Source organism: Marinobacter sp. H13 (genome assembly GCF_059072335.1).
This window is the reverse complement of the sequence record NZ_JCACRU010000001.1, coordinates 208,599-223,805: the sequence shown is the minus strand read 5'-3', so window position 1 is coordinate 223,805 and position 15,207 is coordinate 208,599. Positions and strand designations below refer to the sequence as shown.

The 15,207-nt window shown below is 57.0% G+C and carries 17 protein-coding genes and 1 tRNA gene; 10 read left to right on the top strand and 8 right to left on the bottom strand.

Features of this window, described 5'->3' with window-relative positions:
* Positions 1–2: 2 nt before the first annotated feature.
* A complete protein-coding gene (locus tag AC5JQH_RS01025; protein WP_053112173.1) occupies positions 3–470 on the bottom strand; it encodes a peroxiredoxin in 468 nt (155 codons plus the stop codon).
* 74 nt (positions 471–544) lie between these two features.
* Here AC5JQH_RS01025 and dapA point away from each other — a divergent pair, with 74 nt between their 5' ends.
* Genes dapA through AC5JQH_RS00995 form a run of 6 tightly spaced genes read left to right on the top strand, consistent with a single transcriptional unit; the run spans position 545 to position 5,710 of the window.
* Positions 545–1,423, top strand: coding sequence for a 4-hydroxy-tetrahydrodipicolinate synthase (dapA, locus tag AC5JQH_RS01020; RefSeq protein WP_092029757.1), 879 nt, complete (start codon positions 545–547; stop codon positions 1,421–1,423).
* A gap of 35 nt (positions 1,424–1,458) precedes the next feature.
* A complete protein-coding gene (gene bamC, locus AC5JQH_RS01015) occupies positions 1,459–2,556 on the top strand; it encodes an NlpB/DapX family lipoprotein (protein ID WP_008169110.1) in 1,098 nt (365 codons plus the stop codon).
* A 44-nt stretch (positions 2,557–2,600) separates the two neighbouring features.
* Positions 2,601–3,314: a phosphoribosylaminoimidazolesuccinocarboxamide synthase gene (purC, locus tag AC5JQH_RS01010; protein WP_008169108.1), complete on the top strand. Its 714-nt coding sequence runs from the start codon at positions 2,601–2,603 to the stop codon at positions 3,312–3,314.
* Positions 3,315–3,345: 31 nt separating this feature from the next.
* The gene (locus AC5JQH_RS01005) at positions 3,346–4,074 is read left to right on the top strand and encodes a TIGR04219 family outer membrane beta-barrel protein (protein WP_491713422.1); all 729 of its coding nucleotides are present in this window, start codon (positions 3,346–3,348) and stop codon (positions 4,072–4,074) included.
* A 28-nt stretch (positions 4,075–4,102) separates the two neighbouring features.
* Positions 4,103–5,110, top strand: coding sequence for an NAD-dependent epimerase (locus AC5JQH_RS01000; protein WP_491713421.1), 1,008 nt, complete (start codon positions 4,103–4,105; stop codon positions 5,108–5,110).
* A gap of 60 nt (positions 5,111–5,170) precedes the next feature.
* Positions 5,171–5,710, top strand: coding sequence for a lipocalin family protein (locus tag AC5JQH_RS00995; RefSeq protein ID WP_493805191.1), 540 nt, complete (start codon positions 5,171–5,173; stop codon positions 5,708–5,710).
* Positions 5,711–5,794: 84 nt separating this feature from the next.
* On the opposite strand, the gene AC5JQH_RS00990 is transcribed toward AC5JQH_RS00995, so the two are convergent.
* From AC5JQH_RS00990 to AC5JQH_RS00965, 6 genes are all read right to left on the bottom strand, one after another.
* Positions 5,795–5,871, bottom strand: a tRNA-Val gene (locus AC5JQH_RS00990).
* Between the two features lie 55 nt (positions 5,872–5,926).
* Positions 5,927–6,877 carry a DMT family transporter gene (locus AC5JQH_RS00985; protein ID WP_338354852.1) on the bottom strand — a complete coding sequence of 317 codons (951 nt, stop codon included), beginning with the start codon at positions 6,875–6,877 and terminating at the stop codon, positions 5,927–5,929.
* Between the two features lie 146 nt (positions 6,878–7,023).
* Positions 7,024–7,893 carry a hypothetical protein gene (locus AC5JQH_RS00980; protein WP_493805190.1) on the bottom strand — a complete coding sequence of 290 codons (870 nt, stop codon included), beginning with the start codon at positions 7,891–7,893 and terminating at the stop codon, positions 7,024–7,026.
* A gap of 102 nt (positions 7,894–7,995) precedes the next feature.
* Positions 7,996–9,066 (bottom strand): hypothetical protein, encoded by a 1,071-nt coding sequence (locus AC5JQH_RS00975; protein WP_273095889.1) that lies wholly within the window; start codon positions 9,064–9,066, stop codon positions 7,996–7,998.
* Positions 9,067–9,197: 131 nt separating this feature from the next.
* Positions 9,198–9,815 carry a YceI family protein gene (locus AC5JQH_RS00970; RefSeq protein ID WP_053112157.1) on the bottom strand — a complete coding sequence of 206 codons (618 nt, stop codon included), beginning with the start codon at positions 9,813–9,815 and terminating at the stop codon, positions 9,198–9,200.
* Positions 9,802–10,536, bottom strand: coding sequence for a CDP-alcohol phosphatidyltransferase family protein (locus tag AC5JQH_RS00965; protein WP_491713418.1), 735 nt, complete (start codon positions 10,534–10,536; stop codon positions 9,802–9,804). Before AC5JQH_RS00965 ends, AC5JQH_RS00970 begins: the two co-directional genes overlap by 14 nt.
* A gap of 177 nt (positions 10,537–10,713) precedes the next feature.
* Here AC5JQH_RS00965 and AC5JQH_RS00960 point away from each other — a divergent pair, with 177 nt between their 5' ends.
* From AC5JQH_RS00960 to AC5JQH_RS00945, 4 genes are read left to right on the top strand one after another with little or no spacing between them, the layout of a single operon-like run.
* Positions 10,714–11,721 carry a zinc-dependent alcohol dehydrogenase gene (locus tag AC5JQH_RS00960; RefSeq protein ID WP_493805189.1) on the top strand — a complete coding sequence of 336 codons (1,008 nt, stop codon included), beginning with the start codon at positions 10,714–10,716 and terminating at the stop codon, positions 11,719–11,721.
* Positions 11,722–11,751: 30 nt separating this feature from the next.
* A complete protein-coding gene (locus AC5JQH_RS00955; protein ID WP_493805188.1) occupies positions 11,752–12,150 on the top strand; it encodes a 6-pyruvoyl trahydropterin synthase family protein in 399 nt (132 codons plus the stop codon).
* Positions 12,137–14,077: a glycosyltransferase family 4 protein gene (locus AC5JQH_RS00950; protein ID WP_493805187.1), complete on the top strand. Its 1,941-nt coding sequence runs from the start codon at positions 12,137–12,139 to the stop codon at positions 14,075–14,077. The genes AC5JQH_RS00955 and AC5JQH_RS00950 overlap by 14 nt, the downstream gene beginning before the upstream one ends.
* Positions 14,074–14,997: a lysylphosphatidylglycerol synthase transmembrane domain-containing protein gene (locus AC5JQH_RS00945; RefSeq protein ID WP_493805186.1), complete on the top strand. Its 924-nt coding sequence runs from the start codon at positions 14,074–14,076 to the stop codon at positions 14,995–14,997. Before AC5JQH_RS00950 ends, AC5JQH_RS00945 begins: the two co-directional genes overlap by 4 nt.
* On the opposite strand, the gene AC5JQH_RS00940 is transcribed toward AC5JQH_RS00945, so the two are convergent.
* Positions 14,981–15,196 carry a dihydrofolate reductase family protein gene (locus AC5JQH_RS00940; RefSeq protein WP_493805185.1) on the bottom strand — a complete coding sequence of 72 codons (216 nt, stop codon included), beginning with the start codon at positions 15,194–15,196 and terminating at the stop codon, positions 14,981–14,983. The two genes, AC5JQH_RS00945 and AC5JQH_RS00940, sit on opposite strands and share 17 nt — an antisense overlap.
* Positions 15,197–15,207: the final 11 nt, after the last annotated feature.

Genomic DNA, 15,207 nt, shown 5'->3' with positions numbered 1-15,207 from the left:
GCTTAAAGTGCCTTGACAGCCTCTAGCACCTCGTCAGCGTGGCCTTTCACTTTTACGCCGCGCCATTCAGCCCGCAGCACGCCATCCTTGTCGATCAGGAAGGTGCTCCGGTCAACTCCCATGTACTCCTTCCCGTAAAGCTTTTTCAGCTTGATCACGTCGAAGAGGGTGCACAGGGCCTCGTCCTTGTCTGAAATCAGGTGAAAGGGAAACTCATGCTTGGCCCGGAAATTCTCATGGGCTTTCAGGCCGTCCCTCGATACGCCGAGAATCACCGTATCAAGCTCCTCAAATTGCTTCATCCGGTCCCGGAAGTCCTGTCCCTCAGTAGTACAGCCAGGGGTGTTGTCTTTCGGATAGAAATAAATCACCACGTTCTGACCTTTCAGATCGTCCAGGCGAACAGTCTGGTCTCCGGTAGCGGGTGCTTCAAAATCCGGTACGGGTTTGTTTAACTCAACGGATGGCATGACATCTCCTTTAATTCCCTTGTGTCAGTTCGTGCCCAACATTACCATATCGGTTTTATTCGGACGGAGCTTTTATGATTACGGGTAGCCTTGTCGCACTGGTCACGCCCATGCATCCAAACGGTGACATCCACTGGGAGGATCTGGACAAGCTGGTAGACTTTCATATCGAAAACGGCACACACGGCATCGTTGCTGTGGGCACCACCGGCGAATCCGCAACGCTCGACCCGGAAGAGCATTGCCAGACCATTGGCCACATCATCAAACGTGTTAATGGTCGCATCCCGGTTATTGCGGGCACCGGCGGCAACAGCACCCGTGAGGCCATTGAACTGACGGCCGAGGCCCATAAGCTTGGCGCAGATGCCTGCCTGCTCGTTGTTCCCTACTACAACAAGCCGACCCAGGAAGGCCTGTATCAGCACTTCAAGGCGATTGCCGAAGCCGTCCCCAGCATGAACCAGATGCTGTACAACGTGCCCGGCAGGACAGCGTGCGACATGCTGAACGAGACCGTGCTCCGGCTTGCCGATATTCCGAATATCGTGGGCATCAAAGACGCCACCGGCAACATTCCCCGGGGTGCCGAACTGATTGAAGCGTTGGATGGCCGTCTGGCTGTCTATTCAGGTGATGACGCAACGGCAGCGGAACTTATGCTGGCCGGTGCCAAGGGCAACGTGTCCGTCACCGCGAACGTCGCCCCGAAGGCAATGTCCCAGCTGTGCGAAGCCGCTGTTGCCGGAAATCGTGAGGAAACCGAGCGTTTGAACGAACTGCTCATGCCCCTTAACCGGAAGCTGTTCCTCGAAGCGAATCCTATCCCGGTGAAATGGGCGCTCCATCATATGGGAATGATTGGGGAAGGCATCCGCCTGCCGCTGACCGTGCTCAGCGAAAAGTTCCATGGCGAAGTGGAAGATGCCCTCAAGGCCTCAGGTGTTCTCTGAGTTTGCTTAAATCATCCCATCACCGGAGTAACCTGATGCAGGTTCTAAAAGGAACCGGTAGTACCCTGATGTTCAAACCCGTTGTTGTCGCATCCGGGCTGTTGCTTCTGGCAGCAGCCTCGGGCTGCAGTCTGGTTGAAGACCGCTCCGAACGCTATGTGAATGCCACGGAAGGAAAACCACTGGAATTGCCGGAGACTGCCGACGATTCCCGTTTCAGTCAGACCATGCCCATCCGTGATGTCCAGCCGGCCGACGCCAGCAAAATGTATCCGTCCGATATTCCGCGTCCGCCGGACATGACATCGGACATCCTTGATGAAAACTACGTTATCGAAGAGCTGGATGGTCGGCTCTGGCTCCTGGTCAACGACGTGCCGGGCAGAATCTGGCCTGCGGTAAACAGCTATCTGTCCGAGCGGGGTCTTGGCGTCGGCTTCGACAGTCCCCAGTTGGGCATCCTGCAGACCGAACTTGCCAATTTCAGCAAGCGTGCCCGAAACCTTGTAGAGCTGTCGGATAACCCATCTGCCGGCGAACAGAAAGTCGTTCTTCAAGTTCGGATGGCTCCCGGTGTGCGACGCAAGACCACAGAGGTGCAGGTACGCCGGCTTGATGTTGAAGATCAGCCGGATGAGCTGATCCCCTGGACTGGCGTTTCTGATCCCTCCGAGCAGGCTCTGGAATTGCAGAGACGCCTGCTGTCCGATCTGGGTGACTTTCTCCGAGCGCGTGAAGAAACCAAGTCCTTTTCCCGGGCGGCATCCGGAATGGTCAGCGATCCGCTGGTTCGCCTGATCTCGGAAAACGATGAAGCCGTCGCGATCCGCATGGAGCTTGATTATGGTCGTTCCTGGGCGGAAGTAAGTCGGGCACTTACAGATTCCGGCATTCCCGTTGTCGATCTGAACCGCAGTGAAGGCTGGTTCCATGTCGATTTCCGCACCGAAGACGAGCGGGATCCGGGCTGGTTCAGCTGGTTCAGCGACAAGGACGCACCCCAGCATACGCACACAGTCAGCCTTAGCCAGCAGAGCGACGCCATTGTCATCTCTGCCGAGGACGTTCCGGGTTACACTGGCAGCCGGACGACGCCGGATCTGCTCGAGCAACTGTTCGATTACCTATACTGATTCAGGAAGAGGCCGCCAGAGGCGGCCGCTTTTCGGAGACCCCAATGGAAAAACGCGAAGAACTCTACGCCGGCAAGGCAAAATCCGTCTACCGTACCGACAACCCCGAACGTTTCGTGCTGGTATTCCGTGACGACACATCCGCCTTCGATGGTGAGAAAAAGGAACAGCTCAATCGCAAGGGCATGGTGAATAACAAGTTCAATGCGTTCATCATGGAGAAGCTGGAAGCGGCAGGTGTGCCGACCCATTTTGAAGGGTTGCTGTCGTCCACCGAATCTCTCGTCAAGAAGCTGGATATGATTCCGGTTGAATGCGTGGTTCGCAATGTTTCCGCCGGCAGTCTCTGCCGTCGTCTTGGCGTGGCGGAGGGGCAGGAACTGAATCCGCCCACCTACGAACTGTTCCTCAAGAACGACGCACTCCACGATCCGATGGTCAACGAATCCCTGGCCGTCAGCTTTGGCTGGGCCGCGGCGGATGAGCTGGAGCAGATGAAATCGTTGACCTATCGGGTTAACGACGTGCTGAAGGCCCTGTTTGACGAGGCAGGCATGCTACTTGTGGATTACAAGCTGGAGTTTGGTCGCTGCGAGGGCAAGATCGTTCTGGGTGACGAATTCAGTCCGGACGGTTGCCGGATCTGGGACAAGGAAACCCGCAAGAAAATGGATAAGGATCGTTTCCGCCAGGGGCTTGGCGAAGTGATCGAAACGTACGAAGAAGTCGGGCGCCGTCTGGGAATCCAGTTCGACTGACTGAAACTGACAACAAATTCAAAGGTGTGTCATGCGTAAACTGATGCTTGCTGTAGGTGGTTCACTGTTTCTGGTGGCGCCTGTGTCACAGGCAGATGTGGTTGGTCTCGGAGCCAGCGTAAGTTACTGGGATTCGGATCTGTCCGGCCAGGCTGCCACCAACAACGACCTTGTGGATGTCGAGAACGATCTGAATCTCGATAGCGATGCCAACGCCGATGCCTCCCTGTACCTTGAGCATCCGGTGCCGCTGTTGCCCAATGTTCGGTTGAACTACACTTTGGTTGAGCAAAGTGGTCGAGGCGATGTAGGTCTGGCTGGCTTCGACGGTGTTACTGGTGATGTCCAGTCTGATCTGGATCTGGAACAGTTGGATCTGACCCTGTATTACGAAGTGCTTGATAACTGGGTAAATCTCGACCTTGGCCTCACTGCCCGCGATTTGACGGGCGACCTGATCGTGCGGCAAGCGAATGGGTTGGCCACTAGCGAAACGAGCATTGATGGCGTGATTCCCATGGGCTATCTCGCAGCCCGATTTGATCTGCCGTTAACCGGCGTATCAGTAGGTGCAGAAGGCAACTTCATCAGCTTCGACGGTGACTCTCTGCACGATTTCAACGCCTACGGCCAGTACGAGATCTCATTGATCCAGTTCCGCGCAGGCTATCGTCAGATGTCTATTGATTACGAAGATGGCAATGACCGGCTTGATGTCGAGATAGGCGGACCGTTCGTGAGTGCCGGGGTCTCGTTCTGAGACCGGCAGTCTTTTCAGGGAGAGACACGTGAAGATTCTTGTTACCGGAACGGCCGGTTTTATCGGTTCACACCTGGCTCATCGCCTGCTTGATCGGGGCGATGAAATCATTGGCGTTGATAACGTCAATGATTACTACGATGTTAACCTGAAGGAAGCGCGGCTGAAGCGCCTGACCGACAAAGCCGGTTTTACCGAAGTCCGTCAGGATGTGGCTGACCGCGCCGCCATGGAAGCTCTTTTCGCCGAGCACAAACCCGAGCGGGTAGTGCACCTGGCGGCCCAGGCGGGTGTCCGATATTCCATCGAGAATCCTCACGCTTATGTGGACGCCAACCTCGTTGGTTTCATGAACATCCTTGAAGGGTGCAGGCACAATAAGGTCAAGCACCTCGTCTATGCGTCCAGCAGCTCGGTGTACGGTGCCAACGAGACCATGCCGTTCTCGGTGCACGACAACGTGGATCACCCGCTGAGTCTCTACGCGGCCTCCAAGAAGGCTAACGAGCTCATGGCCCACACGTACAGCCACCTGTACAACCTGCCGACCACCGGGCTGCGGTTTTTTACAGTCTATGGTCCCTGGGGTCGTCCGGATATGGCCTTGTTTATCTTTACGAAAAAGATCCTTGCCGGCGAGCCCATCGACGTCTTCAACCATGGCCACCACCGCCGGGATTTCACCTACATCGACGACATCGTCGAAGGCGTAATCCGGACCCTGGACCACGTTGCCGAACCAAACGATGAGTGGAGCGGAGCAAACCCGGATCCCGGCACCAGCAAAGCGCCTTATCGTCTGTACAACATCGGTAGTAACAACCCGGTTGAGCTGTCTCGCTTTATCGAGATTATCGAGGACCGAGTCGGGAAGAAGGCCCAGAAAAACCTGCTTCCGTTGCAGCCGGGCGACGTGCCGGCCACCTACGCCAATGTTGATGATCTGATCGACGATGTGGGCTATAAGCCAGCTACCCCCGTAGAGGAGGGTATTGCGTGGTTTGTGGACTGGTATCGGGACTTCTACAACGTATAAAAGAGGGCCAGCAACTGCTGGCCCTTCTCGTATCTGGGACTCGACAATGGAGCATTGGCGATGATGGCAGTGTTAAAAAGATGGTTTCTGGTAGCCGCGCTTATCGGCATGACCGGCTGCACCGGTCTTCCAGAGGGTATTGAGCCAGTCTCCGGTTTTGAGAGTGACCGTTACCTGGGTACCTGGTACGAAATCGCCCGCCTGGACCATTCCTTTGAGCGGGGTCTCACCAATGTTCGCGCGGAATACAGCCGTAACGACGACGGCAGCATCGAGGTAATCAATCGGGGTTATAACGTCGAAAAAGGAAAATGGGAGGAGGCGGACGGCCGAGCGGTGTTTGTCGAGGATGAGAGCACAGGCCACCTGAAGGTGTCTTTCTTCGGACCTTTCTACGCCTCTTATGTGGTGTTTGAACTCGACAAGGAACACTATTCATACGCCTTTGTGACGGGATACAACCGTGACTATCTCTGGTTTCTCTCGCGTACCCCCGAGGTCAGTGAGGAGGCGATTGAGGCGTTCAGGAGACGCGCAAAGGCAGAGGGCTTTGATCTGGAAGGGCTGATCATAGTGGAGCAGGGCAAGAATCGTTCGTAGCGATTGAAGTGCCTGAGGATGATGAGCGGGCACAAAAAAAGCCAGTTCTTACAGGGAGTAAGCAACTGACTCTTTCAGCAGGAGTGGTAGGACCACCCAGATTCGAACTGGGGACCTCTACCATGTCAAGGTAGCGCTCTAACCAACTGAGCTATGGTCCTGTGTCCTGCAACGGGGACGAAATATACTGATTCAGCCGATGCTGGTCAACCACTTTTATGCGGTTTTCCGCTTGCGGAGTTTTTCCTTGATGGCTTTGCTCAGCACGGCCCAGCGGTTGACGATCAGGGCGGCAAAGATGAGGCCACAGCCGGCCAGTTGAATGCCGGTCATAGACTCGCCAAACCATCCTGCCGCGAACAGAGCAACCCACACCGGCTCAAGTATCAGAATCACCACGCCATGGCTGTTCGCAGACAGGCTCTGGGCGAACGTCTGAAGCAGGAAACGACCGGCCGTGCCAATCACGGCACTGGCCACCACCCACCAGGCCAGCATTGGCGAGAGATTATTCAGGGTAGGCCGCCAGGGCTCCATAATCATGGATTCAACCAGGGTAAGCAGGCCGACCGTCAGCAGCGCAATGGCTGTCAGGGGCAGGGCGGGTACGCGGTGCTTTTCCACCGTTCTGCCGAGCCGGTTTATCACGGTTCTCTGGTTGGCTGCCCGGGTATTGAGATTGAAATACAGGGCGAAAATTGTCGCTGCCATGACAAAGAAAATCTGGCCTGCTTCAGGGCGAAATCCGTTTTCAAGGGAGAGCAGCGCGAGACCGGCAACGGCAATCGGAATCGCCAGCCATGTGCTCGGCGGTTGGGCTTCCTTGAACACCAGGCGTGCGATAATCGGCACTATTACGACACCCAGGCTGGTCAAAAAGGCGCCCTCACCCAGACTGGTTATATGAACCAGTCCCATTACCCAGCAGGTCATGGCCGTGCCAAACACCAGCCCGACACCCACACTTCGGCGAAGCTGATCGACGCTCAGTTTCATCAGCGAGCGACGGGCGAAAAAGGCGAGCACGGTGCCGGCAATCAAAAACCTGGCCGCCATGAACATCAGGGGCGGCATCAGCAGTACAGCCTCCTTGGAAAACATCCAGCTGATGGCTGCAAACAGGGTGACAACAACCAGTAGAAGATCGGATTTGTGGGTGTCAGACATCGGATATCGCTTGGCGGCAGTGGTTGAATCGAACGGCGAAAGCGAACCAATGTATAGTTTGCGAACTAAAAAGGAAAGATGGGTAGAACTACCGAGGTGAGAAGCGGCTCTTCCCTGAGCCCTTTATAGTATTCGTCCGTGTAAGGTCAGTTATTCAGGGTTGTGTAAACCAGATTCGACATGTCCGTCTGATCTGAGCCGGGCACTTCAATGTACCGGTCACCGGAACCCCACCATTGCCACCAGGCGCGCTTGTTGTAGGTGCGGCTGGCGAAATCCACCTGCAAACCGCCGAGAGTGGTGTTGTTGACCACCGGAACGGAGATGTTGCCCGTCTCGGAGCCGAGCACGCCGCTGTGGGTGACACCCTCATTCATCAGTACCGGATAGTGGTTGAAGTAAAGAGCGGCCGGGCCATCCTGGCTCGTTACCACGCCCAGCTTGCCGGGTTCCGGCTCAATGCCGGTGAAGGCTTCTACTGCTGCCCGGAGGGGCCAGTTGTACCAGCTGTCGTTGTAGGCAAGGCTGAGTGCCAGGTTGGCTAGTTCAGTGCCACCGCCGGCGCCGGAGTAATCCAGGGTTGCCAGGATTTTCAACGGCTGAAGGCCCTCGGATTGAAGCCAGCGTGCCTGGTTTTCCAGCAGATACCGGGTGACGAGATCCCCGGTAGAGTGAGAAACAACGATGCAAAAGTCATTGCACAGACCTTGCTGACTGATCTGACGCATCTGTTCATAGGCTTGCTGGGCAATACCACCTTCAACGCGCCCGTCACTGCCCCAGTCGATACGGGCCTCGGCCCGGGAGAGCCAGAAAGTACGCCAATAGTCCTCGCCGGCGTTCTTCACCTCCTGCAGATTGGCGGGAGGGTTGGCCAGGTCTTGTTGCTGGAATCCGTGAACCAGGATCACGTTGTGCCCGGCCAGTTGGGCCTGGGCGGTGCCGGCAAACAAGCTGCCGGTGATAGCGACCGCCAGGGCGGTCTTACAGGCATTTCCGATCTTTGTTGTTTTCATAGTTGCTCCGTCTTTGCTGCTTTATTGTTGTCACAAGACGTTTATCCGCCACTTGTAGCGGTACAGCCCGGCGTTAGCCGGTGCAGAGCCTGCGCCCTGCCATCAGAACTTGTCGGCAAGCTGCCGCAGCAGAGCCGCGCGCTGTTCTGATTCGGGATTCACCGCCGGTGTATCGGTAAGACTGCCGAGATCCGGCGGTGTGAAAGCGTAGCCCTCGTCGGGGCCGAAAGCGTAATTAGTCCGGTCACCTGGCCGGGCGGGAAGCTGCCGAATCTGCAGGTTTTTCAGCTGTAGCTGGCCGTCCACCGTCTGATCGGCCAATACCGTGCCGTGTGCCTTCAGATTGATCGTGTTTGAGGTGCTGTCCAGCCTTTTCTCCATCTGCAATTGAGCAACCGGGCGTTGGCCAACAAACAGCTGGGCCGAAAGCGCGTAGTAGCCGGAGTCTTCCGGCGAGAAACGAACGGGAATTATCAGATTGTTACCCTGGATACGGGCATCGCCAAGCCCCTCGAATTCGCCCAGGTAAGGTTCAATGGCCAGTGTTGAGACATGGCGGACTGGTTTGCCGTCAAGCCGGGCCTCAACGATCAGCCGATATTCACCCGGTGATTCGTCGGCGGACAGAACGCCCTCGAAGTAACCCGGGGAACCCGCCTCTTCCAAGGTGGTGCCAGCGATGGCATCCCGGCTTTCCGGCCTCTCCAGCGTTGCAGACAGCGAGCGACCGACCACCTGAGAGCCCCGGATAGCCGCTGCAACAAGAATTTGTTCCCCTGCAGTAAACCGGTATTTCTCCAGCGTTACGGTGAACTGCCCGTCACCTTCGAGGGGCAGACTGACCGGCTCGTAGTGATTGCCACCGTAGGCGTTCGCCTGTTCCGGGGAGAGAGGTATGGACCACGGAGGGTATCGGGTAGTTTCAGCGTATTGATCGGCAACGCTGGCCAGCATGAACCCGAGGGCATTATCCGAGGGTGGTTCCGGCTCAGCCGAGGGATCGGTAGAAGACTGCCTTGCCAGGCCTGCGCTTTGGACAGGCGCCGTCTCGGCCGAGTCGACCACCTTCGAAAACCAGCTGAAATCTGTGTGGTTGTCAGCGGAGAGCAGATACCCCGCGCCAACCACCCCAGTAGTTACCAGTGTCAGAAGAAGAGCGACCTTGCCCGGCATGCGGCAGTTCCTTGATTATTGTTGTAGCTCTAAAGATAACGGGATTTCCGCCGCACCCCAAAAATCCGGACTCTATGTGTAACAGAATGTGTCCGCGTTGTGCGGCGGTTCACATTCCGATCAGCCGGCGATCAGAACATGCCGGATTCCCGAATGGCCTCGAAGCCAAAGTGCAATTTCACTTCATCACCGACCATCGCGCCATCAAGGCCGTATGTCATGCCCCATTCACTGCGTTTCAGGGTGGTGGAAGCGCTGATGCCCAGTGTGTATTCCTCATGACCAAAGGGGTAAACGTCTGCCTTGTTGAGGGTCACATCCAGCACCACGGGGCGTTTCTGGCCAAGTAACTCCAGATCACCAGTTACCTTGCCCGTGTTTTCCCCCGTGGTTTCGAAATCGGTAACAGTGAAGATGATCTCTGGGTACTCGTCGGCATCGAGAAAATCCGCATTGCGAACGTGGTCGTCGCGTTTCTTATGATTGGTGAACACACTGTCGCTCTGGAAAACCAACTGACCGGATTTCAGCTCCCTCGCTTCCTCGTCGTAAACAAATTGTCCCTCGACTTCGCGGAACATCCCCATCACCGGGGCGTAGCCGATGTGCATGATCTCGAAGAACATTGAAAAGTGCTCGTCGTCGACGACAAAATCTGTTGGCTCGGCCATGGCTGCCGGGCTCAGTGCGAGTGCAGCAGGGAGGGCAATGGCGGAACGGGTAAGGGTTTTCCGGTTAATGAACATCATGGTGATGTCTCCTCTGATAAAGCCAGTGAATATCCAGGAAAAACGACCACACAAGCAGTGCGAGAGCAGTTGCAAGCGTGATACTGGCGAATAGCGCATTGACCGGCGGCAACACGGCCACCAGCAGGGTAACGATTTGCCAAACGCAAACCGTCTTGCGTCTGAAGCTCTCCGGCAGTGGGGCATTCAGCCAGTCCAGGAAGTGAGTCGCAATAACGAAGGCATAGCGAATAAGGCCCAGGGCCAGAACCCAGGGACCCGCCTTGCCCAATGCCAGGACAGCCACGCTGAGGCCGAGAATAAACAGGGCATCCAGTTCCATGTCGAAGCGAGCGCCAAAGTCGCTCTGGGAGCCGGTGGCCCTGGCGACTTTGCCGTCGACGCCATCCAGAATCAGCGCCAGCAATGCAATCCAGCCATAGAGCCAGAGACTATCGGTAAGGTGGTCGGCAAAGGGGGCCAGCGCCACTAAAACTATCACCAGACTGCCTCTGAGCAGCGTCGCCCGGTTTGCCCACCCGAAATCCCGGGCCTCGGGCCAGAACCGGATGATCAGGGCACAAAGCGCCAGGTAAAGCACTGCTGACAGCAAGTAGAAAAGGACGGGGGGCTGGGTTAACCAGCCGGTGGCTGCGCAGAACAGGGCGAAAAGCCCAAAGCCCCAGACGAGATCCAGGGCAAGTGGCATCCTTTGCGACGCTGAATGGCCGTTAGAATCCATCAATGAACTCCAGCGTATAGGTTTGCAGGCATCAAATACCCCGGATGCGCTGTACACTGACTATAGTTGGTATAACTGATCATGCTTACGAGCATAGACCGCGTTCAGACCTGAAGGTTCAGCCCTGGCAGGGCGACGACCAATACGTTTGCGAAGACTGCCAAAAAGGAGCTCCATTTGCATCGCGACCCTGATGAACCGAACACCGAATCGATGGCACGGGCCTGGTGGGTAACCGGCGCCGGCAAGGGCGAGATTCTGGAAACGCCACTGGTTACCTCTGATGACGAGCAGAAGGACGAATTGGTCACGGTTCAGGCGCTGTATTCGGGTATCAGTCGGGGCACGGAATCACTGGTTTTCCATGGCCGGGTACCAAAGAGCGAATACGCAGCCATGCGGGCGCCGTTTCAGGAGGGAGATTTTCCCTGGCCGGTAAAGTACGGCTACGCCAGCGTCGGCAAAGTAGTGGAAGGGCCTGCCGAGTTAGTGGGCCAAACGGTGTTCTGCCTTTATCCGCATCAGAATTGCTACCGGGTGCCGGCGTCGGCGTTGACGCCTCTGCCCAAAGACCTGCCCGCCGAGCGAGCAATACTTGCCGCCAACATGGAAACCGCTGTAAACGGCCTCTGGGATGGAGCGCCAGCAGTCGGTGACCGCATTGCCGTTGTTGGTCTTGGTGTTGTTGGCCTGCTCGTCGCCTGGCTGGCGAGTCGTATCCCGGGAGCCCGTGTCACCGCGATCGATACGAATCCAGAGAGACAGGCCGTTGCCGAACAGCTCGGTTTGACCTTCAGCAGTGAGTCGGCCCCTGATGATCACGACCTTGTTATCCATGCCAGTGGCCACCCCTCGGGCCTGGAGACCGCTCTTGGGCTGGCAGGGCAGGAGGCGACCATTGTGGAAATGAGCTGGTACGGGGATCAGCTGGTATCTGCACCGTTGGGGGCCGCATTCCATCCGCGGCGTCTGACCCTGAAATCCAGCCAGGTGGGCCAGATAGTGCCATCTCGAGTCCCACGGTGGGACTATCGCAAACGCCTGGCGCTTTCATTGGAATTGCTCCAGGACGATGCGCTGGATGTGCTGATTACCGGCGAGTGCAAGTTTGATGATCTACCAAAATCCATGGCGCGAATTCTGATTGATGGCCGGGATACTCTGTGCCATCGCGTTGTTTACTGAAAATCCAAAATTGCCTGCTAAGGAGAAACTATGTTCGGTTTGACGGTCCGGGACCACATGATGATTGCCCACAGCTTCAACGGAGAGATCTTTGGTCCTGCGCAGAAGGTTCATGGTGCCACCTATGTGGTCGACGTGACCTTTGAGCGTCACCAACTGGATAAGGACGACCTGGTCGTCGACATCGGCCTGGCTTCCGAACTTCTCAAAAGCATTCTTTCCGAATTCAATATGCAGAACCTGGACGAGTTGCCGGAACTGCGTGGCCGGAATACCACCACCGAATTCATGGCCAAACTGGTTTTCGATCGTATGGCGGCAGCCATTCACGGTGACCGTCTTGGCGAGACAGGAGAAGGAATTGTCAGCCTGAAAGTCACCCTCTCGGAATCCCACATTGCCTGGGCAAGCTACCATGCCGGAATCTGACAAACCGGGCTTCCTGGAGTTTATTGTTCCGGGTGATCCGGAACAGAACACGGGCGGCTACCGGTATGTCCGCAAGCTCGTGGAAGCCCTGGGCGACGCCGGTTGCAGAGCCCGGGTCAGTGGGTTGCCCGGGCAGTTTCCACGCCCGGACAGGGTTGCCCGGAATGAGATGGATAAGAAGCTCGCGAGTCTGCCTGATGGCGCCTCTGTGGTACTCGATGGTCTTGCCATGGGGGGGCTGCCGGACATTGTTGAAAAGCATTCTCCACGCCTCAATCTGATCGCGCTGGTACACCACCCCCTGGCTGATGAAACGGGGATCAGCGAAGCCAATAGACAGTGGTTTTTTGATTCAGAAACGCGCGCGCTTAGATTTGTAAACGGGGTGATCACCACCAGCCAATATACCGCCGCTCGCCTGGCGGATTATGAGGTGCCGGCTGAGATGATCAGGGTTGCCGAGCCGGGCGTCACCCGAGCCGCGAACCCCAGAGGCTGTGATCAGTCGTCGCAAACTGGTACCCCTCACATTCTGTGCGTTGCTCATCTGTCACCCCGAAAGGCCCAGCATCAATTGGTGGAGGCGCTGGAAAACCTGAAGGGCGTGTCGTGGCAATGCACGTTGGCAGGGTCTGACAGTCGTGATCCGGAATATAGCCAGCAGGTTCGCCGGGCGATTGCAGAAGCGGGCCTTGAAGACAGGATTGCGCTGGTAGGGGAAGTCGAAGAAGCCGGGCTGGCCGAGCTCTACCGCAAGGCGGATCTCTTTGTGCTGCCCTCCCTGTACGAGGGCTATGGCATGGTGATTGATGAGGCGCTGGCGGAAGGGCTACCCGTTATTTCCTCCGATGGCGGCGCCCTTGCCAACACCTCCGCCAGGCCTGGTGTGGTTCAGTATTGTGCGGGCGATGTCAGGGCCCTTGAGGCGCGCCTCAGGAACTGGCTGGAACATCCGGAACAGCTTGAGCACGCCCGTAAACTTGCCGCAAGGGAATCCCGCCGAATCCGCTCATGGGCGGATACCGGCAAAGATGTCTTAGAAGCACTGCACTACTTCAGTGGCCTTTCCACGCATCTTCACCAGCATTCTGGATTCGAGAGCACATGGCTGGCAGCCCGGGAAGCAGCGGATCACCGGGCTCGCTCACAAGGGCTGACCGATCAGCTCAATCACTGGTTGTTGAATCGTTATGATGGCTTTTCGCCCGAGAGCCACTACCCGATGCAAATTGTCGACATTGGAACCGGTCGTGGCTCAAACGCGCTATTCCTGGTGCCTGCGCTGCAGGTGCCTCAAACTTGGCTGGCACTGGATCAGGATTCTGCGTTATTGCGGGAGGCCGGACAGCGTGTGGACCGCCTGGATGTGCCGTTTGAAACCCGCCCGGTTCAGCTGACGTCGGAAAACATGGAGCAACAACTGCCCCGGGAGGCGGACCTGATAACAGCGTCGGCACTGATTGATCTGGTTTCCGAGCCATGGCTGGATGCATTAGCCCTCGCAGCCGCAGGAAGGAAGTCCGCGATGCTCATTGTGTTGAGCTACGCCGGCCACTTTGAGCTGTCTCCCGAGCATCCTGATGATGAGCTGGTGAAGACATTGGTAAATCGGCACCAGCACGGCGACAAGGGAATTGGTGCCGCGCTCGGGCCGGAAGCCAGCACTGTGTTGCGAGACCTGCTGGTTGCCGAAGGTTACCGGGTTGAACTGGCGGAATCCCCCTGGATACTGGATGGCGCGAATCACGCCTTGGCCAACATGCTGATGAAGGGCTGGATCGAAGCGGCCATTGAGCAGTCACCTCACGAGGCGGACCGATTGTCACGCTGGCTGGAGACACGCAATCAGCAGTTATCCGAAGGGGATCTGACGATTGTTGTGAGACATCTGGATCTGCTGGCACTGCCACCCGAGGCATTGCCTTGACCGAACTGCGTCAAAGGCAGGTGAAGCTGGCGGCCCGTTGGTTATTCACGGTTCTGGTTATCGGATTCGTAATCCGCTCGATTGATTCGGGTGAGCTCTGGCAGGAGCTTGCCCGCTTTTCTCCTTATGTCATGGTTCCCGCACTGGCACTTACGGTCTTTCAGGTGGCGTTGTCTGCCTGGCGATGGCGTTACACCGTCGAACGGCTCGGGCTGCCCCTGGCCTATGGAGTAGCGGTGCGGGAGTACTATCTGGCGACGTTTCTGAACCAAGTGTTGCCGGGAGGTGTGCTTGGCGACGTAAACCGGGCCTGGCGACATGGCAGCGGCGCCGGAGAGCGCCTCTCCGCTGTGCACGGGGTGGCCATCGAGCGACTTTCGGGCCAATTGGTTTTGGCGGTCGTGGTTGTCATATCGGGCAGCTGGCTGCTCGGTTCCGGACGGGTAACGGCTGATCACTTGAACGGCGGCCTCTGGTTGGGCGCCGGCGTTATTGGGGTGTTTCTTGCACTCTGGTTGGCCCTGAAAACCGGGCTGGCGGCTTATCTTCAGCGGCTCAGGCGGGATCTCTATGAGTCTTTGCTAAACCGAACGGTGTTGCCGGTTCAGATTGGCTCATCTTTACTGGTGTTGGCAAGCTATCTTGGGGTGTTTCTCTGTCTGGCCTGGGGCGCAGGCTACATCGAAAGCACAGAGTCGGCGGCCATTATTGTCAGTCTGGGCAGTATCCTGTTGCTCAGCATGGTGGTACCGCTGACGGTTGCCGGTTGGGGCATCCGCGAGGGCGCGGCAGCCTTGCTGTGGCCGATGGCGGGATTGCCCGCGGAGCAGGGCGTGGCGCTGAGCGTTGGGTACGGAGCGTTGGTTTTGGCGTCCAGTTTGCCAGGGGCTGCTTTTTTTCGACCTACATATCACGGGTGAAGTCGAGGTCGAACAGCATGTCGCTGCCGAGGTTTATCAGCTGGGCGCGCGGCCGCAAGGCATCATCCAGAAAGTCGATCTCGGGAAGTGAGAAGGCTGGTCTGCCGCTGCCGATGATCATGGGTGCGACCATCACGTGAAGGCGGTCCAGCAAGCCAGCGTTCAGGAAGCACGAAACGGTAACACCCCCCCCTTCCACAAAAACTTTAT